Source organism: Shewanella sp. KCT (assembly GCF_007636505.1).
GTDB lineage: Bacteria > Pseudomonadota > Gammaproteobacteria > Enterobacterales > Shewanellaceae > Shewanella > Shewanella halotolerans.
On the sequence record NZ_LVDJ01000023.1, the window covers coordinates 13,559 to 34,785 of the forward strand.

Sequence of the window (21,227 nt, forward strand, 5' to 3'; positions counted from 1 at the left end):
TTTAAAGTCGACCAGAAACTGTAGAAATTTCATGGGAGTCATTATTATGTTCGTCATCTGATTGAGGCCCCTGTTTCATTTGGCGCATCATGTAGAAATAGCCAAATCCAAACACCATGCTGTAAACAATGAGGAAACAAATAAGACTAATGCTCATTTGTAAATCACTATGGCCTGATACTGCATCTTTCGTCTTCATCAACCCGTATACAACCCAAGGCTGACGGCCTACTTCGGTGGTAAACCAACCCGCAAGTATGGCAATTAATCCTGATGGGCCCATTAAAAGAGAGAACTTTAGATACCAGCTTGTATTATAAAGGCGCTGCTTTTTGCGCAGCCAAAGGCTATAAAAACCCTGAACAATCATGAACACTCCAAGTGCGACCATAATTCTAAAAGACCAAAATACGACTAGTGAGTTAGGTCTTTCTTCTTTTGGATAGTCTTTCAATGCTGGAATGGGATCTACCAAACTGTGTTTGAGTATTAAGCTGCCAAGGACGGGGATTTCAAGCGCATAGTCAGTTCGTTCAGTTTCCATATTCGGGAAGCCAAACAAAATCAATGGACTTGGACCTCCTTCAGAGTTATCCCAGTGCCCTTCTATCGCTGCAATTTTTTCAGGTTGGTGTTCGAGTGTATTTAGGCCATGTATGTCCCCTAAATAGGCTTGGATCGGCGCAACAAGAACTAACATCCACATAGCCATCGAAAACATTTTCTTTACTGGGCCAGTGTTGTTGCCCTTGAGCAGATGCCAAGCGGCGCAAGCGCCGACAAATACTGCGGTGCTGAGAAACGCTGCGACACCCATATGAACTAATCTGTAAGGAAATGAAGGGTTAAAAATAACAGCAAACCAATCGGTTGGGACAACTTGGCCATTGATGATCTCATAGCCAGAGGGGGTTTGCATCCAGCTGTTAGAGGCGAGGATCCAAAAAGTGGAGAGTATGGTTCCTAGAGCAACCATACAAGTGGCAAAAAAGTGTAGCTTATCGCCTACCCGATGCCAGCCAAATAGCATAACACCAAGAAAACCGGCTTCTAAGAAAAAGGCGGTTAGCACTTCATAGGTAAGTAGCGGTCCTGTAATGCTACCGGCAAAATCAGAGAAGCCACTCCAATTTGTTCCAAATTGATAGGCCATAACCAGGCCAGAAACAACACCCATACCAAAGTTAACAGCAAAAATTTTTGACCAGAAAAGGTAAAGAACTTTGTAATCAGGGTTGCGAGTTTTGAGGCTTAAACCCTCTAAAACTGCGAGGTAACTCGCCAGTCCGATGGTTATTGCTGGAAAAATAATGTGGAAAGATACTGTAAATGCAAACTGTATCCGTGCTAATACGAATGCATCAAACTCGAACATAAACGTGCCCTATTCATTTTTGAAGGACGTAATGTTAATTGATGGGTAAGGAGGTCAATAGACACAGAAACTAAACTTGGATATATAACAGATGTTTTTTGTCGATGTTATAATTTGGAAAGGGATAATTGTTATGGTGAATTCGAATTGGCAAAGTATGAAGATCTGGTTGTTCAACTCAAACGTCAGATAAAATCTGGAGTTTGGCGCGCTGGAGATAAATTACCGTCGCTTAGAAAACAATCAGAACATAGTGGTCTAAGTTTGATGACAGTTTTACATGCTTATCAAGTCTTGGAATCTCAAGGTTATATAGTTTCTCAAGCGCGTTCAGGCTATCGGGTGGCACCTGAATTAAAAGAAACCGATCCTCATCTGCATGTTGCAGTGTCGTCAACAGAAAAAGTTGACATTAACGACTTTGTGTTTGAAGTTCTGCAAGCGGGTCGTAACCCGTATATGGTCAATTTTGGTTTCGCGTATCCAGATCCTAGCTTGTATCCTCGCCAACAGGTTAATCGTTCGCTAATGTCTGCCGCACGAAATCTCCCTATTTCTAGTACATTCGATAATTTACCACCCGGTAATGAAGAGCTAAGAACGATCCTTGCTAAACGCTATGCGACAAAAGGAGTTAACATATCGCCAGAGGAGATAGTAATTACGGCTGGAGCGCTCGAAGCATTAAATCTTAGCTTGCAGGTGTGCACAAAGCCGGGTGATTGGGTGGTGGTTGAATCTCCCACCTTTTATGGTGCACTTCAATCATTAGAGCGGTTGGGATTAAAAGCTCTGTCAGTAAGAACTGATGTAAATACAGGAATAGATCTCGATGCTTTGGAAAAGGCATTTCAATCTCATGATGTAAAGGCATGTTGGTTGATGAGTAATCATCAAAATCCACTGGGTTTTACACTGACATTAGAGAAGAAGCAGGCGTTAAATGCTCTACTTAATCGTTATAACGTGGCCTTGATTGAAGATGATGTTTATGGAGAGCTGTATCAAGAAGGCACTGCTGCTATGCCCGTAAAACAGTTTGATCAAAGCGGAAACGTAATGCTGTGCTCTTCTTTTTCAAAATCTTTGGTTTCGGGGTTCAGAATTGGTTGGGTCGCAGCAGGGAAGCGTGCGTTGGAGATGCAAAGGCTACAATTAATGAGTACGCTAGCAACAAGTGCGCCGATTCAATTAGCGTTGACTGATTATTTAAGCAAGTGTAATTATGAAACCCATTTAAAGCAGCTAAGAAAAAAACTTCACGAACGAAAAGGGAAGATGGAGTGTTTACTGAATAAATACTTTCCTTCAGAAGTGAATATAGTGACTCAACGGGGAGGATATTTTATTTGGGTCGAACTGCCATTTGGCATTGATTCAGTGGAAGTATTTCAGGCTGCTCTAAAACAAAACATCAGCATCGCGCCGGGAAAAATGTTCAGTGTGACCGAGCACTACAATCATTGCATGAGACTGAATGCGTCTTTTGAACTGAATGATAAAACAATACAAGCGATAATAACATTAGGGAAAATAATCAGTGAGAAAGTAGCGGAGAAGGAATCTACAATACTGGCGATTCCAAGGTAATGTATTAAAGCAAGGTAGTAGTTTAGCCATGGCTTTGTCGGCTTATTTTTTACTTAAGATATTGTGTTCAAACTCTAACACGAAAGCTCTGATACTTAAGATCTGATATAGATACAGGCGTCATTTCTGTATCTACTTTCTTATCTCCTCCACTTCTATAATGCCGTTACTTCGTTTGTCCTCAAGGTTTGTAGAGACCTGAAGGTAGATTTTACTACGTATCGGAAATACCAATGAGTAATTTAAAAACAGCTGCACAACGTGCACTCCATTTGATGGACTTAACAACCTTAAGCGACAGTGATACCGATGATAAAATTATCGAGTTGTGTAAGCTAGCTAAAACCCAAGCAGGTAATACTGCGGGCATATGCATCTATCCACGTTTCATACCTATTGCCAAAAAGCAACTGAACTCTCAAGGTACGCCCGATATTCGAGTGGTCACTGTGACCAACTTTCCTCATGGAAATAATGATGTTGAAATTGCCGTTGCAGAAACGAAAGCGGCAGTTGCCTATGGCGCCGATGATGTCGATGTTGTGTTTCCATATCAAGCCTTAATATCGGGGAATGAGGATGTTTGTTTTGAGCTTATTGAGCAATGTAAAGCTGTATGCGGCAATGATGTTTTTTTTAAAGTGATTATCGAGTCTGGTGAGCTAAAAACGCCTGAGCTCATCAAAAGAGCCTCCGAAATATCCATTAAAGCGGGTGCTGATATGATCAAAACTTCTACAGGGAAAGTCCCCGTCAATGCGACGCCAAAAGCTGCAGAAATTATGTTATCAGTCATCAAACAGATGGGTGTTGAAAGTCGTGTTGGTTTTAAGGCCTCTGGCGGTGTTCAGACTGCAGAAGAAGCCAAACTCTATTTAGATATGGTTGATCATATTATTGGGGAAGGTTGGGCCGATAACTCTAAACACTATCGTTTTGGTGCTTCTAGCTTGTTATCTAATTTACTTCACACCCTAGGTGAAGCAAAAATAGACGTTGACGCTAAATATTAGATTGATCACTTATGAGCGTTCCGATTCGACAAGATATTATCGATAACTCTTCGCAGTGCGCGTAGCCAATCAGCGCTATTGACCATAAGTACTTTAACTAAAAACGACATGAATAGTGGTGGTTTTTTGAACAATACCAAGGGCAGTTTTTTTATGGTTGCTTCGATGGCTGCGTTTTCTGTTGAAGATATGCTTATCAAAGCGGCAGCTGAGACAGCGTCAATTGGCCAAATTTTAGCATTATTTGGTCTAGGTGGCATGCTTGTGTTTATCTTATTGACTAGGCTTAAGGGAGGGCGAGTCTTTCATCCCGCTATATTTTCACCCCCATTATTAATGCGCGCTGTATGTGAAGTAATTGGTCGGTTTAGTTTCGCTTTAGCAATCACTTTAACACCATTATCGAGTGCATCTGCCATTTTGCAGGCCACACCATTGATAGCCATGGTTGGTGCAGCTTTATTCTTCGGTGAGCAGATTGGTTTTAAGAGGTGGCTGGCCGTTGTTATCGGTTTTGTTGGCGTCCTAATGATTATTCGTCCTGGTTTCGCTGGCTTTGAGGCCAACTCAATATTTGCGGTAGTGGCTACCTTAGGATTTGCTGGGCGTGATTTAGCCACACGCGCCGCTCCACCTGTGCTGTCTAACACTCAACTTGGGGTATATGGTTTTTTTGTGCTAATTCCAACAGGTTTGGTGATAATGGCGTATCAAGGTGAACCCGCTCAACTGAATTTAATGTTAGCGGCGCAGATCACAGGAGCAATCGTCTTTGGCGTGGTGGCCTATAATGCGTTAACTATCGCTATGCGTACAGGTGATGTCTCTGTAGTTTCTCCATTTCGCTATTCCCGTTTATTATTTGCTTTAATCCTTGGTATTTTGATATTTGGAGAGTCTCCAGACTTACCCACTCTAGCAGGAGGTTTACTCATCGTATTAAGTGGTGGTTATATCCTTATTCAAACTCGTAGAAAAGTAGCTGTAAGTCACACACCAGAAGAGCTGTCAGATCTAGTCTGAACTAATACACTTAATGAGATTTTCCAGCTTTTGCTGCCTGCTTGGCATACTCAACAGGCGGCATGTTTTTCACTAAATTATGTGGGCGAACATGATTAAGTGCTCACTCCATATCTCTATTTCATATCTATCTTCATCCAAAGTTTTGAACTGTAGTGGCGTAGTGAATTTGGTCACGTGCTCAAAAATCAATCTGAATCTCGATGGGTATGCCTAAAGTCCAAGCTCATTATTGCCCCACTCCGAGTTTAGCACGTTCAATCAATACCCTTCTTGCTGTCCTTGATCCAATTAGCGTTAAAGTCTGACTAAACACGCTAGCTGTTGGAAGAGTATACGGCGCTCATGGACAGACTATTTGGAATGAACGCCTTCATGACGAAATTTACTAGCAATACCAATCGTTTACCATTTACCAGTGCCATACTCGCGATAGCACCAATATCCCTAACACTATCTCAGTTGGATGCGTAGATGGTAGCTATGCGCTCTTCGGTAAGCATTTCAGTGGTAATAGTAAAGTGAAGCAAAACGAGCATCGTTGTGAGTGAATGCTTGCGATAGCTGATAATCGTGCTGTCTACAGAACTCTAACTGACTCACTTAATTTTGACTATTTATGCACTTTCACATACTTCACAGCATCAGAACTGTTATTTGCAGTCAATTGCTTCTGAAACAGCTCAAATATGCACATAAACGCGCGAGATTTGCATGTTAATATGTATTAAAGTCAAGAATTTATCGTGAGTCTGAAAGCTAACTAGTCAACTCACGATATTGGGCCAAATTAGCTGATATGAGATCGATTTTGGAAGATAAAAATTAGCTCAAATTAAATCTAGCAAGCATCAATAAAAATGGAGAACGGTCTGATGAAGTCAGAGCTAGTACACTTCACAGCAAATGAAATGGTGGAATGGCCCCCACCATTTATTGGGCATGTATCATTTACTCGTAATTAGTTTGTGGTCAGTATATAACGGTTACTTACTACATGGTCTAGGTATTTGATCATTATCAACAATCGACGGACAGTCTGTTATTGTTATGACTCCCATTCTATGTGGGATTGCTAAGTTAAAATTATTTAAAAATGCATCAATACCAGCAGCCCTATGAACTGAAGATACCTGGATGATTAAGCTTCTTAATTTGTCTGCACTAAAAGGCACAGTGTTATCATCTTGATCGACTGCTTTGGTCACTATAACTTTCAAGCTCGTTGGTTCATTATTCAATTTAATTAACAATTCTAAATACCCTCCTGACTCCAGGTTTATCCGAAAAGTATCAGGAATCCCAGTCTCAATTAACCCAAATGTCTGTGCAATCGCGGTTAGAGTCAATTGAACAGTTAAAATTTCACCATTGAGGTTGGTATTTAGAAATCTATCCACACTGTTTTCACAGAAAGCACAATTAGTAAATTGCCAAGCATCTGATATTACGGAAGTAGGTATAGTCAAGTTATTGCCAGCACTTGAAAGTTGGCTCCTCGCTTTTTTTAGGTTGGCTAAAGGTCCTAAGACTTCAGCTGGAGTGTTTATTTTCTCACCAAAAGGTAGGTATGTGCTGGGTAAAGGAGGTGGCATTTGAACAAGTTGTAAATGTACTCGATAACTTTCTGCATCATTATTGAGAATGTTAATTAAATGCACATCTTTATGTACGTTACTTCGTGCTTCTGAATCAGAAATATTATTTTTTGCCCACGTTAACGCTATGGATTTCATTTCTGATGACGAACATTCGTAACATTCAACATAGTTACTAGCGTAACTACTCGCACTAAGTATTGTGACTGTCATAATGCATATTTTAGTGATTAAAGTGTAAAACTTCATAATTTACCTCAACGATAGTGATAATCATTATCGATTGTATTCATATGAAACAACGAAGTAAACTATGTGAATTGTAAATATTTCTCTTTACAGAACTCACACACTTTTAATCGAGTATTACAACATATCTCACGGAGATGAACTTATTTACCCCCCCCACCTAAATTAATTAAAGCTAATTTAGGTACCCCAGAGAACCATTCTTTCCTTATCTGCATTTTAATAGAAACTAACATACAGAAATCGAATGTTTACTCACATGTTTTAACGATTTCAGCAGTTAACGACTAAAAATAGTAATTCGAATGCAGTTACGCATACAAAGATGCATAAACAGTCATAATGCTGATAAAGTAATAAGTACTATACAGTTTGATTCTGATTTTTAAATTCAATTCGTATTCTTATATAAGGTGGTATTTTTGAAATTACCAATAATCACGAAAGCAAAGGATGGTTGGGGTTTTCACTTTGAAGCAACAGAAGAAGAGGCAAGGAAAATACTGATTGGTAGCACTGGTGATCGGATCGAACTCGATGGAGAGAGAAGTAATCACATTAGACCCTGGTTGCATTGGGCACTTTAAAATGTGAATAGCCACTACTTCACTAGACGACTTTTAGCCTCATTAAAATACTGACGTTCATACTCTAACGGTGATAGCCATTATTGGAACTGAATCGCCACTCCTTCGCCACGGCTTTTCACCTGAGCAGATCACCCAGTTGAATTTGGCACCAAATGGATTTTTTCATTGAGGCACTTAGCCTGTATTGAAAACAAAACTCCAATAGCCAGAAAAAACAAAGCCCCGCGAGTACGAAGCTTTGGGTTCAAAAATTATTGCTCAATTTATTATTCAATCTTTTGCAAAGAAACAATAAACGCCGTGTGGTCTACGAGTTCCTCTTCAATGAACTTTATAGCTTCTTCACTCGCTAATTGAGATTTACCATCAAGAGTTTTATCTCTATCCCAAATACAATCTAATCTCATTTCAAAACCGGGGTTGTGCCATATTCCGCCTTCTATTCTTGATACAAGGTATTTCAATTCAACACTTTTCTTGCAAACATCTATGGCAGCTTTAGGCGTTAGTTTCATAACGTTGTTGCCTTGTTTACTGAAAAAATCAGATGCATTTGAATACAACAAATTTCTATCTAGCATCATTAATTATCCTCTTTCCACTTAATACGGCTATCCGGTATCCAGTTTGGGTCATTCTTATCACTGACATGTGTAACTTCGTTGGTATTGTCATTTACAACGACATGCCCACCATCCTTTGAACCATAATCAGATGCGGGATCATTTCTACCTTTACCATCAGGAGTCTTATTTGGTCTCCTATTGTCAGTAGACTCACCTGTTGGCTCAGTGTTACCAACCAAGTCGTTCACTTCATCTTCTGTCCAACCTCTGTCACCCAATTGATCTTTGATTTTATCGTCAATTATAACATTACCGTCTGATGACTCATTATAGGCATTCAGCGCTTCAGAACCAGCGTACCCTGCTACAGCAGCAGTACCAACAAAACCAAGAGCTTCTCCAAACGCAGTCAAAGTTGGCGGAACAAGCGGCGCAAGAATTGCAAATTTACCGTCTGGATCAGTATATTTGTATGGGTTGTTGTTTGCGTAAGCATAACGGTTAAAACCATGAATATTACCTTGGCTGAAATGCCCTAAAGTACCAACCGGATCATTCGAATAGAAACGACCTATGACTGGATCATAGTATCGTGCCTGCATATAAGTAAGGTTGAGGTCTTTATCATGTAAATGGCCAGTATAACCAATTCCTTCTTTATCACCTCCGATACGCTTTCCAAATGGTTCGTAATGACTGCGACTAATTATGTTTCCTGCTAAATCTGATTCAGAGATTATTGAACCTAACATGTCAGTATGTTGATATCGAACGGTGGCACCGACAGCATTAAAAACAACCACAGTTATTAAAACAATCAATAAATATCTATTCATTTTATATCCTATTGTATTCCGCTTAGCATTCCCTAGCTATTTATCTATTAGAATTGTTAAAAGATATAAGATTCGGTAATGGTTTTATTCGTATTCGTTGTACAAGTAATGGTTGTTTTCAGTGTATATTGTCGATCAAAACTCCTGTTCCCAGAAGTCCCCGTTACTCTCGTAGTGCCTGATACATTTAAATTGATACTACGCTCAATGGTACCGGAGCAAGATTTAGCACCAAGGGCATTCCAACTAATAGACTTTTTAGCTGGATAGCAAACCTTTTTCATTTTTCTAGAACCAGGAATTGGAACATTTTTGCAAACTGGCGCTATATTAACTCCATCAAATTTAATATTGTGGTCAGTTTCCGCCACAATTGAATTACCCAAATAGATGCTATCCGTCATAGAACCATCTGGCATTTGACGATAGAGTAACTGTCCTTTTCGGCTATAGATCGTATAGTGGTTTCCGTCAGCTTTAGTTTGCTTTACTCGTCTGTTGTGCCCGTCATATAAGTAATTGACTCCCTTCGCCGAAGTCATTTGCTGACCTAGATTATAGGTAAGGCTATAGCGTCCATTATGAGTGATATTTCCGCGAGCATCATATTGATAGCGATAGGCATAGGCCCCGGTAAGGTTATTTAAACGATTCAGAGAGTTGTATTTATACCCTATAGTTGAGTTATTAAAGGTTCGGTTAAGTATGTTGCCAAGACCATCATAGCTATAAGATCCCGCCCCCCACTTTCCATCTGCGGATTTCAATCTATTGAGCCCATCATATGTAAGATTGTCGACATCGTTATTACGGTCAAGCCTATCAATCAGGCGAGTTAAATTGTCGTTATAGTCGTAGCTCGGATCCAGACTGTTCTTAATTACACCGCCTTTGTTATCTTTGATGAAATCTATTCGGCCAGTTGTATCCAACCCAACATTTCGAACAATGCCATTACCATAAGTGAACTGCTTAATTTGGCCATTAGGATAGTAACTCACACCAGTTGCGTAGCCGCCAGCTTTCGTTGCCTGCCCTAACGCATTTGGTGCGAACTCTACCACTGTTCCTGAAGGGTATTTTAATGAGCTAATTGCGCCAAGAATGTTATATTCCCAATCCAATACGAAGTTATGACCATCTAGAGTCAAGGTTTCTTTTTCTAGACCATTCAGACTATTGTACAAATAACTCCAACTGACAGGACCAGCAATTAGGGAGATTACATTGCCGTTTGCATCATAGTTGTAGGTTTTATCGGGCGTAGTATCAGGGAAGTTTTCGGTACGAAGCTGCCCTAGATTGTCATAATCTAACAATGTCTTATGAGTGACCGGTACAGCATTAGCGTCACAGCTTGTTCTAGAGCCGTTAGTTCCCCTCGCGTACCATATTTGTTGACGCTGAGTATTGTAGCCAAATGCAGAAATCCCCGTTTCTGGCCTTACCTGTTTACACAATTGCTGATAAGCGTCATAGAAACGATTTTCCGTGACATTGCCCTGCATAATACTTGTGATTTGGTCAAAAATATTATACTCAATGGCAATGTCATCACTATCAGGAGCCTCAATTAACGTCGGCTTGTCAAAAGATGGTTCCCCATAAGCAAGATAAGTTGTAGTGATGATATTATTTTCACCATCGGTAACAGCAACTCTATTACCTGTGAGATATTCATGACGACTTATACTGTTATCACTGGTACGAGTCTGGGTAACAATACGTCCTAAAGCATCATACTCTGTTTCCATACCTTTTCGATTACTTGCATTATTACTTGGAAAGCTGGATAACGTTAGTCTATTTTTATGATCATACGCTATAGTTTGATAACGTATTGTAGATGAGTCATTTGTATCACGCTCACGAGTAAAGACTGGACGAAGTAAAGCATCATGATAAATCCGTTTTTCGTAATTTCCTTGCGAAATTGTTTGACGTAAACTACCTATCGCAATGTTACTTCCACTAATGCCATCATCATTTATGGTAACTGTCGCGTAACTTATAACCTTGTCAGCCCATTTTGGGTCTTCATAATCTATTTTTGTTAGCCATCCAGTAAGATTGTAACTGTATGAGGTCTTTATACCTTTAAAGTCCGTTACACTGTTTATATCACCATCTGGATTTATTTCCAGTTTGGCGATAATAGTACTTTTTGTACTACCATTAGTGTAATCACATTCGTTGTTCACAGGACATGGCATAGTTATCTTTCTTGCCTTTCCTCTATAATAGTCTTCGAATTGCTCATACTTGTTAGAGTCTGAGTAGGTAACTCTAAAAAGGTTACCGTCATTGTGGTAAGTTTTTGTTTTTAAAGACCTCCCAAAAAGGTATTCATCCTTTGGTAACATCTTATCATTATAGGAATACTCCTTGTATGGGTTACTGAAAGACTTATTTTTTGATATATATTCTCTTTTGGTTAAATTCAAGATCCAACTTTTCTCATCATGGATTAAATCTTTCTTTATGTATCGACGTGAAGAGCCTGTTTCTGCTATCGTTGTTGCTTGGTTGAATTTGTTAAAGTCTAAATATAATGTAGTATATTCATTTTGATCTCTAATAATCTTCTTTGTTAGGGTAGAGTTTTTCCATGCAGGAATGTAATAGCCAGTTAGTGTCCCGAAATTTAAGGAACTCTTGAAATAATATAGTTCAGTCCTAATTATTTCACCGGATTCGTTTATGTGCTCTAATGCGATATTTTTTCCTTCGCTTGCTGAACCTTCTTCACGGTTAAAATAATGTTTTTCAGAGTTGCCATCTGGATTTTTGATTAAAATATAGTCAGATAAAAATGCGTCCACGTTTGCGGGTAGATTTCCTTTTAATTTGTATTTTTCTGGCACGCTTTGACCTTTTTTTATATAACCTCCATCATTGTCTGAATATTTGTAACTCCAAATAAGTGGAGAGTTTCTTATAGAGCTGCCTGTGACTGTTTTTTTTACCAAATTTAAAACTCTTTGACATGGAACTGGAGATGATGAATTTATGTCGACATACGCGGCCGTAAAATCTCGTCGTTCAGAAAATTCAAATTCGGCCATAACGAGATTTGGGTGAGTAATAGACATCTTAATCGGGCGAGGTGCAATGTTACATGTTTGAGGACCAACTCCGGGAGGAACTTGAAAGTATTGGTTTATGGATAAGTTATATCGCCACTTTCTTCCGTCTGGTTGACGAACAACATAGTCATTTCCCTCTATAAAATAACTCCATCTTCTTTCCCAAGATGAGTTCTTATCCTGTGCTTTAAGAGTTTTTTTTCCATTTTCATATTCGACGGTAAGAACTCTTCCATCGTTACTTTCTATTCTTTGAATTCCATTGTCTCTGTAATAATATTTTAGGTTATTACCAAATCGGTCTTCTACTTTCTTTACATATAATGATACTGTTTTTCTCTTAACAAAACCGGTATTAGAAGATATGCCAGGAACATTTCCACCATGAAGCCCACCCCTTTCATATTTGTGAACCAGTTTTTGATCGACTCTATGTTCGAAATAGTATGATATGCCATCAGGAGATGTTGCCTTGAATCCTTCATTGTTAGTTTCGTTAGAAATATAACAGCTAATTTTCCAGAGGGAATTGGTTATATATGGAAAGTTATAATTTGTTGAGTTGGAATCTTTTAAAGTATTTTCTAGAATAGGCATCATTCCTTTACCTGGAATTACCAAAGTTGGCCCTGTATGGTAAATACCTCCAATCCATTTGTTATCATAAACAGGCTTTTGACTTTCTGAACAGTATTTGCCATTTCTCCAACCATATGATAACGAACCATAGTCATCTTTTATAGAGTGATATGAATAGTCTATTCTAGGGATATCTTCCTTCCATCCTGCAACTTCCGGCATAGATGTATCATAATATGTTGGATAGCTGATTTTTATATTAGAATTTCCAGGTATATCTCCATCATTGCGTCTAAAAACAACTAAGCCTGAGCTAAGATCAATTGATTCTCCAAATATTGATTTTGGATCGCTAAAAGAAAGAGACTCACTGTTTATAAATTTTTTTTGGTAAAAAAGTTGTTGTTGAATGCCATTATTTAGTGTTTCAACATTAGTATTATTGGCCTCAACACTTACATTACCTAAAGTAATAAGAAAAGCCATTGTAATTGCAAATATTCTCATTAATCTTCCCTGAATTAAATGGTTTATATTTCATTTCTGGAAATAGAGTTTAGTATTTAACATAAACATGTTATGGCGTCTATAAAACTTACATTGTATATAGCTGGTAAGCTGTAGTGGCATAGTGAATTTGGTCACCTGAATAAACGAAATGATAGACTCTCTTCCGGAAAAAAGTGGTAGAAATACAGCACACAAGACCGACACTCAAGTTAGAAGCTGCGCAGCTTGATGCGGGAGGCTTATGAAGCCAGCAATGGGTCTGCGGGCGCCAGAGCTCTAGCCTAAATAGTGACATCCGCAAGCGTACGGTTAACCCGTTATCGAACTACAGGGTTGATGAAGAAACTGGGGCCAATGAACTGCTAGGTGCGGCAGCATCGCAATAATAAGGCCGACAAAGAAGATGTAGCCATCCCTAACTATCTAGACCGCCAATTTGCAGTAACAACTTCCAATCAAGAGTGGTGTGGGGATGTGACTTACGTGTGAACAGGTAGACTTTAGACTTACCTTGCCGTTGTTCTGGACCTGTTTGCTCGTAAACCGGTAGGCTGGGCCATCTCTTTCTCGCCAGATAGAGCTCTAACAAGTAGAGCTCTGACTATGGCTTTTGAAGCTCGTGGTAAACCGAAAGACCTGATGTTCCATAGCGACCAAGGAAGCCAATATACCAGCTGCCACTTCCGCCAGCAGTTCTGGCGTTATCAGATTAAGCAGAGCATGAGTCGACGAGGAAACTGCTGGGACAACGGCCGGATGGAAAGCTTCTTTAGAAGCTTAAAAACAGAATGGATACCGATGACCGGCTATCGGGATATCGGTGAGGCTAAGAGTAAAATCTCGCAATATGTGACGGGGAATTACAGCCAGCTGAGACCACATCAGTATAACGGTAGGCTGACACCCAATGAGTCAGAGCGAAGATACTAGCAGGAATACAAAACCGAGGCCAATTTTAGTTGACCACAACATAATATTGAAGTGGTACATACTGTAATCGAACAAGCATCGTTGTGCGTGAATGCTTACGATAGCGGATCATCGAGCTATCTACTGAACTCTAGCTGACTCATATAATTTTTGACTATTTATGCAATTACATATGCATGACAGCATCAGAACTGCTATTTGCAGTTAATTGCTCCTGAAACAACTAAAATATGCACGTAAACACGCAAAAATTGCATGTTAATAGTTATTAAAATGCAAAAAGGGATGAGTTAATCTCTGTGAGAAATATAATATAGAACTGAACATCCGATACATATAAGTCCGACGATAGCCAAGACTAGAGTAGGTTCTACATGTTCCATTTTAAACCTCAACAATCCTTATCAATGTAAGATATAGTATAGTAACAATCGTCGATTGATGACGCTTTGATTTTTCGATGAAATGCTTCTAATTGCTCATTCCATTGTGCCTTAAAGGAACGAGCATTGTGGTAGAGTATCGTGTTCAGCAAGTACTTGGCTGGATCCTAGATGAATTTACCGTTTTTGATCTCTTGTTCTCTGACGCACCAGGCTAGGTTTATTGCGTCAAGAACTCTCCTATCAGACTGATGTTCTCTTTCAGCCTTATCGACCATCAAGTCCAAAGTATTCATGCACTTGCTTCGTCTAAATTTTATAACCCAATCCCTTGACGCTTCATCTATTTGTTCATAATTAAAGATTTTCATCATAACCTTAAAAGATTGTTCTTAACCTTAGTTAATACAGCCAAACTTTCACAGTGTTTACCTGCCATAATAGAACCACTACATCCGCAGCCTTGCTCGCTCAGTAGCTTTACTTTTGCACCATTCAAATCGATCATACGTAGTTTCAAAGCCACTGCACTCGGTTTTTCAGTATTTAAGCCAGGTTAAGTTATTAACATACATAAATACTCAGTTCTTAATTTGTTTCGGAATTCTGCCTCATTTCTGGACAAAAGTGCGCTAACGCAAACACTCTAAAGGTAGACTGAAGGATTAGGAAAAGTATTGGTAACGCCCGCAATTGCGGCTGGTTTGGAGCACAGCGTAAAACCAATCCGACAACATGCGCTTGTTAAGTTTCATTTTCCGCGATCCACTGTTTGGCGTGTTCTAGTTGCTCTTTAACCCATTCAGGATTGTATATTTCAAACTGAACATGGTTTGGATTGCCTTGTTTGAACGTTGGCTTTATAAGCTGTGCACCCATTTCACGCGCAACGTCAAAAAATGCTTGCGCAACTTTTTCCCATGCAGTTGCCGCCAGTTTAGTTATCTCTTCTTCTGGAAACTGCTCCAGCTTCCATTCTCGCTGCACACACGTATATTCACCGCCACCATCTTCTTCGGTATACAAAATGCCCAGAAAGTCTTTATCTTTAGCAGCGTGGTAAATATACCTTTTTATCCCTTCTTCGCTATCACTAAGAGGGTCAATCGGCAAACCTAGCCCAAGTTTCATTCCTCGACCACGCGTAAAACCAACACTCCCGCTACTTGCGGGTTTTAGCATTGATTTATGAACAACTATGTCACGTTGCTTATACAAGAAACCGATCAATGGATCTTTAGAAAGCTCAGCCTTCTTGTTAGCGACTAACTTTGAGAGTTCTTTGTCACCTTGAACTTCCATTGTAACCAGCTGCATGACTTCTTTTAACGTTCTCAAAAAGGAATTTAGAGACCATCGAAATTTATCTGCTTTATGGTAATTCTCCTCCATGAGGCGAATAAACCATGCAGCCTCATCTATCCTATCGAATGAAGAGGATAATGAATCGAATACTTTTCTGTTGGGGCAATTATCCATACTTGCTCTTGATACTTAACGCTCGCAACAGCGGAAAATTAGGTGCGCAGCGAGTAATTTTTCCAACTGCTTGCGCTTGTTATAAGAATTTTACGCATTAGTTAGAAAGCCGGCATTCTGAAAAGCCTTCCTGAGTTACCTTCGTCATGTAGCTCACGAATTATTTCATTCGGTGAGAAATATGATCGCTCTCCCGATTCTGAAATAGGAATATCGCTATCAAGTACGCTGATAATAAACTGTAAACCTTGACTCTCAGATATTTCTCTCATCTTATCAATAAGTTTAAATTTGACTCTGTCGTCAAGGCTTTCAAGGAGACCATCATGGTAGCTAAACTTGTAGAAACTATCATTTGAGTGTATTGAAAGTAGAGTAATATCAAAAATAGCTGATAATGTTCTTGTGTATGAAAAACCATCATTGACTGATGTCTGATCTTTTAAACCTATTTTAAACTCTAGATTTCCTTCAGAGTTGGTGTTAGTAAAAATAAAAGCAGATAAAGAGAGTACATACTCAACAATTTCACTGAAGACTTCAACAGCATGTTTCATTTGTGCATTTTCACGGACTCGAGTTGCTTTCTCTAAAGATTTAGCTGCGTCACTTTGCGAACTTATTGCAGTCTCAAGCCTATCTGACAAGGATGAAGCGTAGTCTAGCTTTTCAACTCTTTCTTGTAATACAGCAAGTCTACTTTCCTCTTTACTTAGCCTAGCTTGCATTATTTTGTATTTAGAAAAAGCATCTTTTTGTAGCAGTATACTAGCAAGTTCTTTTTGCTTTTCTGTTGCAACATTTAAATTTTTTTCTGTATTTTTTCTTTCCTCGAGTAGTTTTTTCTTTGCACCTTTCAGTCTGGTTTTTCTTCCCTCAGACATTTGTGTGTTCAGATTGATTAAGTCTTGGTATGAATGTGCAAGCTTATCTGGAAAGTGGATTTCTATTTCGTTAAAAAGCTCAACAACCTTATCTAAGTCAAAAGAGAATTCTGTTCGTAAGGACTCATTTATTGCATAGATTCTCTGGTCTATTTCATATAGCTTTTTATTAAATTCAGATACTTGTAGTGAGGTATTATCGACAAGCTCACTATTGATTTCTGTATCAGCTTTTCTGAAATCAAATTTATCTAGCTCAACTTGCATTCTTGAAATATGAGCTTCTAATTGAGCAATTTCTGCCTCTAAGCTTTGAGTGCTTTCTTGTGGTAGAGACTCAATCTCTTTGATTGCATTTTTTATGGATTCAACTTGCTTGTTAGCATCATACTTTTCTTTTACAAGAATAGGGTTTATACCTAGTATTTGTGCTAAATATGGCTTCCATGCCGAGTCTGTTTCTCGGCTTGTATTCACCTTGAATGTATTTTCGTATTGTGTCTGCTTTCTTAGGCAATATCTTAGCCCATTGCGAAAAGTGAAGTCATTTTTCTTCAGGTCTTTAATAGAAACAAAAGAGTCAAAAGTTTCTTTTGCTTTTTTCAAGCTGAGGGAATTGTATTCCCAGCCTTTATCATCTAGGTAATTTAGTTTATCTTTTTTAGAAGAAGAATGTATGCAGATTTTGCCCTTCACAGGCCTTTTTATGGTGACAAATTTATTTGAATCGTACTCAACCTCCAAGTAGAAGATGAAGTCTTCAAAAACTTTATTTTTTAGGAAAAAAGTTTTGTCGATTTTCTTTAACAAAGTGAAATTCAACAGGTCGACAAGAGTTGTTTTTCCTAGACTGTGAGAGGACTTGTTCTTCTGTTCTTTAGTTACATTCGCAAAGACAACATTCAGGCCTTCTCTAAAATTTATATCAGGAAATACATTGTTGTCATTTGCGTATAAGCGACTCAATTTAAGCATGATATTCTCACACAAGCGAAACAATGTCAGTTTCGACATTGTATTTTGTTTTATTTAATAGATATAAAAAGCTTACTGCAAGTGTTATATCTTGTTCATTTATTTCTGCACTTGATACTTTACAGTATTTATATAGCTCACTTAAGCTTGAAGCACCTCTAGATAGTAGGCATTCAATGACTAAAGAAGATACATAAATGAGACAGTAATTAAGATTTGTAAATCTATGGGGAGTTAGCATTTCTTTTCCTCATCAGTTTTCTTCCCAATGAGACAGCAAGCATACAAATAGTACAGGAAAAAGCTAATTGTATACTCTTTACCTTGAAGGGATTTAAACTCTGATTCCAATAGAGCTTCTTCAATGGAAGTTAAGAGGTCCTCAAATGTATCAAAGTTCTTTCGTTTTATAAAAATTTTCCTATTTAAACTTGCAACAATGTTGTGAACCTTCTTCTGAAGGTCTTCATTCTCTCTTTGCTTTAAAAATACATCCAGCTCTAAAAAATATGGTTCATAATTTATCGAGATAAACTCGTCATAATATTCTTGGGTTAAGCCGTTAAGCTTATTTTTCTTTTCTACATCAATTATATCAAAATCACTTTGGCTATCGTTAATACTCTCAAGTGAGTGATCAATTGACAGAATTGCCTCTCGCATGGCGACAGGATCAAAAACAATCGCCCCAGTGGCAGTTTCTGCAAGATTAACTAATCCACCAAGTCGGATTGTCGTGCTGTTATCAATACTTTGAGGGCCATTACCATGGTTGACAGCTGCAACTGAGCCTTCTTGCGCCTCTGCTTTATTTCTATTAATCATGTTGTTTTGTGTCGTTGATTATAGCTACAGAGTTATTCACTGCTTTGGCTGAGTTGATATTCATTCCCTTCAGTATGTAAGCAATCACAAGTACAACAAGACTAAGAAATACCAATCCTAAGAAAACAAGCATAATGATAAATGTTTGATCAGCAGACAATTTTGAGAAAATATCAAGTGCTAACCAGTCTTTGTATAAGCCAAAAAATACTGCGGCACCTACTGTTCCTAAGCCTCCTATACCAAGAGCTGCTTTAAAAAAATTATCCAAAGTGATCTCCATAAAAATCAATATCCATTACCAATAATTCTATCATGTATGTACGATGATTTGGCATTCGTATGACGCCCCGTTCAGGGGCTTTTAACAGTTGGCTACAATAACGAACGCAGTGAGGAAAGCCAACTGTTAAAAGTCCCGTACTGCAACGGCTTGTTAAGTGCCACTACATATAACCTGACTTGCTTCTTGAACTAAGTGTTTACGAAGCGTAGTCAACTCTTCAACGCCAAGAATGTCTCGAACTTTGATCTTTATCTTCTCGACAGCATAATCTTCATTTAATTCTTGGGTCTCATCAATACCTAGAATCTCTCCAAAAAGCTCAAAAGAACTAGTAATGGTTCTAGATCGCTGTTCTGCATGTTGTTCTGAGCCAGTCGTAGTTCGTACAAAATGCGATTCGGCGCCAAGCTTACGCAAAGCTTTTTCGAACTTTCCAAGGTTTTCATTAATCTCGTCTGTCAGCCACACTGCATATTCTTCTCTAAGCATGAAAAGTGCACCCGCATGAGATAAAGCTTCTGGGGTTTCTCCTTCTCGCCATAGCGTCCTTACAGAACTTTGAAGTTCAGCCATGTATTTTTCACAAAATTCAACGTGCTTATCAAAGGCAGTGTTTGCCATGTGGGATGCAGCACCAAGTGTAAATTGAAATTGTTTTTGCTGGATTTCTTGTGCTCTCTCAAAGGCAGCTTGGTCACGTATTAGTTGAAATAATGCAGCTAACAAAGAAACAATACCTGGCGATGCAACTACTGCTTTAATTACATCGTTCGCGGGCACAAGATAACAACCTCCAATCGATAGTATGAATACAGCGGCGAGTATTAAATACGTTTTGATATCGTGTTTCATTATTTCCACTTAACAGCTTATTAGTGAGACCTTGCTAGGTACGCTACCTTGTAACGTAGGAGACCAAGCATGTAAATTGTAAATAAATGGGGTCAGAGTTAACTTTATAAGGGAGTTGATTGGCGGGTGGAGATTGGCTTTTTCATTCCCTGAATGGCGTGGTCGATATTTGATTCGAGTAGGCCTAGCTCTGTCCTTAAGTGGTGATACTTTAATCTATCTTGTTAGTGGCTATCAACATGTCATGTCACATATTTACCTGTTCTTTTTATCGAAAAATAATAGCTTGTCTTAGAGAGAATTCAGTGAGGTTAAATCGAAGAGACGTTGGATACTGAGTGCAGATACGCCGGTGACCTTCGGTTTCAGGGATGAAATCGCAGAGCGGCCAGGGATGACGCACAGCGTGTCACAGGAGTGTCGGCACATCCCTCGCCGAGCAGGCGTTAGGTAGCGATGAAGGTACGACTTTCAACTCACTTAATAAATGAGCATGTCGCCAAATGCCAACCAAGCAAACTATAGAAATGCCAAACCTTCATACTAAGGGCTGCACACTTTGGGGCATTTTTATGTTATATGCCCCAGTCAGCAATGTTCTGGACAGAAGTGAGCTAGCTTAGTCGTAAGTTAGACACCTGCGGCTACCTGTTTATGTGTCATTACCACAAAACTCTACAAATTCTCGCCCGTATGGTGATAAGGAATAACGTGTTATTTCCCCCCAATTGACGTTAACTTGCAATGCGCCTCCCATGCGTGCGGAAATAAAACCTCGTGATCGTAAATTTTCCAACCCAGCGTTAAATGCTGGTGCAATCTCTTCATCATCAGGTTTATATCTGTAGTATGCTTTATCGCCAGCGCGATCTAACTCGACCAAAATCTCTAACTCAAGATTTGTTAACTCTAGAACAGACCTCACAAACTGCCGTTTGCGATCAGAGGAGTCAGAGTTATCTGTTTTTAATGAATTAACAAAGCACGCCTGAAAGTATTTTCTTTTTTCTTCGACCAAGTCGGCCTCAACGCATTCGTTTATTTCTGAAATTATCGCTGATAATGAAGCAGGCTCATGTTGGTCTGGCGGGAGTATTTGATCAAGATTTAAATTCACCAGTGCTCTGAGTTCCTCATAAAAGCGCTCTAAACGTCGGAATCTTTGCTCCTGCTTTTTCCCGAAGTACAGGGTTGCCAACGAGCCACCTATTACAGGAATCGCTGCAATACCCGCTTGGGCTATGATGTCCAGCTGAGTTCGAACCTCTAATGTCTCGTCGTTGTTCATGCAATTCTCACTGATACATAACAGCTTATTTAATAGCTGCTCGGTAGGTTCCTGTCTGCTAAATTCAGACTCCCACGCTATCATCGCTAAGGCATTGTTGTAAATTAATAATTTCTATTTATATGTAGATGACGCTAATGATACTGACGGATACAGCTCATTCTACGAACTATCTAAAGCCAAAATCATCTCAATTTAAAGCAATTCCGTTCTAGCTCTTTTGACGACAAACCACTATGAATCTATTTTTGGGAAGAGTAGCAAAGCGATCAGAGTTGATAAAAAGTAGGAGAACCAGGTGGCTGAAACA

At 39.0% G+C, this 21,227-nt stretch carries 15 protein-coding genes and 1 pseudogene; 4 read left to right on the forward strand and 12 right to left on the reverse strand.

Going from position 1 to position 21,227, the window contains the following annotated elements; genetic code table 11:
• Position 1: 1 nt before the first annotated feature.
• Positions 2–1,375, reverse strand: coding sequence for a cytochrome ubiquinol oxidase subunit I (locus AYI87_RS20265; RefSeq protein WP_144204419.1), 1,374 nt, complete (start codon positions 1,373–1,375; stop codon positions 2–4).
• Positions 1,376–1,522: 147 nt separating this feature from the next.
• Here AYI87_RS20265 and AYI87_RS20270 point away from each other — a divergent pair, with 147 nt between their 5' ends.
• The 3 genes from AYI87_RS20270 to AYI87_RS20280 all read left to right on the forward strand — a co-directional run bounded on the left by AYI87_RS20270 (position 1,523) and on the right by AYI87_RS20280 (position 5,001).
• On the forward strand, positions 1,523–2,965 hold the full coding sequence (locus AYI87_RS20270) for a PLP-dependent aminotransferase family protein (protein WP_144204420.1): 1,443 nt from the start codon (positions 1,523–1,525) through the stop codon (positions 2,963–2,965).
• Positions 2,966–3,198: 233 nt separating this feature from the next.
• Positions 3,199–3,978: a deoxyribose-phosphate aldolase gene (gene deoC, locus AYI87_RS20275; RefSeq protein WP_144204421.1), complete on the forward strand. Its 780-nt coding sequence runs from the start codon at positions 3,199–3,201 to the stop codon at positions 3,976–3,978.
• 108 nt (positions 3,979–4,086) lie between these two features.
• Positions 4,087–5,001 carry a DMT family transporter gene (locus AYI87_RS20280; protein ID WP_313955040.1) on the forward strand — a complete coding sequence of 305 codons (915 nt, stop codon included), beginning with the start codon at positions 4,087–4,089 and terminating at the stop codon, positions 4,999–5,001.
• 986 nt (positions 5,002–5,987) lie between these two features.
• Here the strand turns inward: AYI87_RS20280 and AYI87_RS20285 are convergent.
• From AYI87_RS20285 to AYI87_RS20300, 4 genes are all read right to left on the reverse strand, one after another.
• A complete protein-coding gene (locus AYI87_RS20285) occupies positions 5,988–6,737 on the reverse strand; it encodes a hypothetical protein (RefSeq protein ID WP_144204422.1) in 750 nt (249 codons plus the stop codon).
• 967 nt (positions 6,738–7,704) lie between these two features.
• Entirely contained in the window at positions 7,705–8,022 is a 318-nt protein-coding gene (locus tag AYI87_RS20290) for a hypothetical protein (RefSeq protein WP_144204423.1), read from the reverse strand.
• The gene (locus tag AYI87_RS20295) at positions 8,022–8,840 is read right to left on the reverse strand and encodes a colicin E5-related ribonuclease (RefSeq protein WP_144204424.1); all 819 of its coding nucleotides are present in this window, start codon (positions 8,838–8,840) and stop codon (positions 8,022–8,024) included. The genes AYI87_RS20290 and AYI87_RS20295 overlap by 1 nt, the downstream gene beginning before the upstream one ends.
• A 56-nt stretch (positions 8,841–8,896) precedes the next feature.
• Positions 8,897–13,012 carry an RHS repeat domain-containing protein gene (locus tag AYI87_RS20300; RefSeq protein WP_144204425.1) on the reverse strand — a complete coding sequence of 1,372 codons (4,116 nt, stop codon included), beginning with the start codon at positions 13,010–13,012 and terminating at the stop codon, positions 8,897–8,899.
• Between the two features lie 216 nt (positions 13,013–13,228).
• Here AYI87_RS20300 and AYI87_RS20305 point away from each other — a divergent pair.
• Positions 13,229–13,945, forward strand: a pseudogene (locus tag AYI87_RS20305) (IS3 family transposase); the annotation flags it as partial.
• 1,127 nt (positions 13,946–15,072) lie between these two features.
• Here AYI87_RS20305 and AYI87_RS20310 read toward each other — a convergent pair.
• The 7 genes from AYI87_RS20310 to AYI87_RS20335 all read right to left on the reverse strand — a co-directional run bounded on the left by AYI87_RS20310 (position 15,073) and on the right by AYI87_RS20335 (position 20,917).
• Positions 15,073–15,807 carry a hypothetical protein gene (locus AYI87_RS20310; protein ID WP_260865198.1) on the reverse strand — a complete coding sequence of 245 codons (735 nt, stop codon included), beginning with the start codon at positions 15,805–15,807 and terminating at the stop codon, positions 15,073–15,075.
• A gap of 101 nt (positions 15,808–15,908) precedes the next feature.
• Entirely contained in the window at positions 15,909–17,666 is a 1,758-nt protein-coding gene (locus AYI87_RS20315) for a DUF2326 domain-containing protein (protein ID WP_144204426.1), read from the reverse strand.
• A 7-nt stretch (positions 17,667–17,673) separates the two neighbouring features.
• Positions 17,674–17,907, reverse strand: coding sequence for an ABC-three component system middle component 6 (locus AYI87_RS21525; RefSeq protein WP_409928986.1), 234 nt, complete (start codon positions 17,905–17,907; stop codon positions 17,674–17,676).
• Positions 17,901–18,491, reverse strand: a complete 591-nt coding sequence (locus AYI87_RS20320; RefSeq protein ID WP_144204427.1) for an ABC-three component system protein — start codon at positions 18,489–18,491, stop codon at positions 17,901–17,903. Before AYI87_RS20320 ends, AYI87_RS21525 begins: the two co-directional genes overlap by 7 nt.
• Entirely contained in the window at positions 18,484–18,762 is a 279-nt protein-coding gene (locus AYI87_RS20325) for a hypothetical protein (protein ID WP_144204428.1), read from the reverse strand. The genes AYI87_RS20320 and AYI87_RS20325 overlap by 8 nt, the downstream gene beginning before the upstream one ends.
• Before the next feature lie 165 nt (positions 18,763–18,927).
• Positions 18,928–19,629 (reverse strand): hypothetical protein, encoded by a 702-nt coding sequence (locus tag AYI87_RS20330; protein ID WP_144204429.1) that lies wholly within the window; start codon positions 19,627–19,629, stop codon positions 18,928–18,930.
• A gap of 652 nt (positions 19,630–20,281) precedes the next feature.
• Entirely contained in the window at positions 20,282–20,917 is a 636-nt protein-coding gene (locus AYI87_RS20335) for a hypothetical protein (RefSeq protein WP_144204430.1), read from the reverse strand.
• Positions 20,918–21,227: the final 310 nt, after the last annotated feature.

What these genes read in the sequence shown, in the direction of transcription:
- AYI87_RS20295 (WP_144204424.1), bottom strand. Translation starts at nt 8,840, where the DNA reads ATGAATAGATATTTATTGATTGTTTTAATAACTGTGGTTGTTTTTAAT.
- AYI87_RS20335 (WP_144204430.1), bottom strand. Translation starts at nt 20,917, where the DNA reads ATGAACAACGACGAGACATTAGAGGTTCGAACTCAGCTGGACATCATA.
- AYI87_RS20315 (WP_144204426.1), bottom strand. Translation starts at nt 17,666, where the DNA reads ATGCTTAAATTGAGTCGCTTATACGCAAATGACAACAATGTATTTCCT.
- AYI87_RS20290 (WP_144204423.1), bottom strand. Translation starts at nt 8,022, where the DNA reads ATGATGCTAGATAGAAATTTGTTGTATTCAAATGCATCTGATTTTTTC.
- AYI87_RS20310 (WP_260865198.1), bottom strand. Translation starts at nt 15,807, where the DNA reads ATGGATAATTGCCCCAACAGAAAAGTATTCGATTCATTATCCTCTTCA.
- AYI87_RS20330 (WP_144204429.1), bottom strand. Translation starts at nt 19,629, where the DNA reads ATGAAACACGATATCAAAACGTATTTAATACTCGCCGCTGTATTCATA.
- AYI87_RS20300 (WP_144204425.1), bottom strand. Translation starts at nt 13,012, where the DNA reads ATGAGAATATTTGCAATTACAATGGCTTTTCTTATTACTTTAGGTAAT.
- AYI87_RS21525 (WP_409928986.1), bottom strand. Translation starts at nt 17,907, where the DNA reads ATGCTAACTCCCCATAGATTTACAAATCTTAATTACTGTCTCATTTAT.
- deoC (WP_144204421.1), top strand. Translation starts at nt 3,199, where the DNA reads ATGAGTAATTTAAAAACAGCTGCACAACGTGCACTCCATTTGATGGAC.
- AYI87_RS20265 (WP_144204419.1), bottom strand. Translation starts at nt 1,375, where the DNA reads ATGTTCGAGTTTGATGCATTCGTATTAGCACGGATACAGTTTGCATTT.
- AYI87_RS20285 (WP_144204422.1), bottom strand. Translation starts at nt 6,737, where the DNA reads ATGAAATCCATAGCGTTAACGTGGGCAAAAAATAATATTTCTGATTCA.
- AYI87_RS20320 (WP_144204427.1), bottom strand. Translation starts at nt 18,491, where the DNA reads ATGATTAATAGAAATAAAGCAGAGGCGCAAGAAGGCTCAGTTGCAGCT.
- AYI87_RS20280 (WP_313955040.1), top strand. Translation starts at nt 4,087, where the DNA reads ATGAATAGTGGTGGTTTTTTGAACAATACCAAGGGCAGTTTTTTTATG.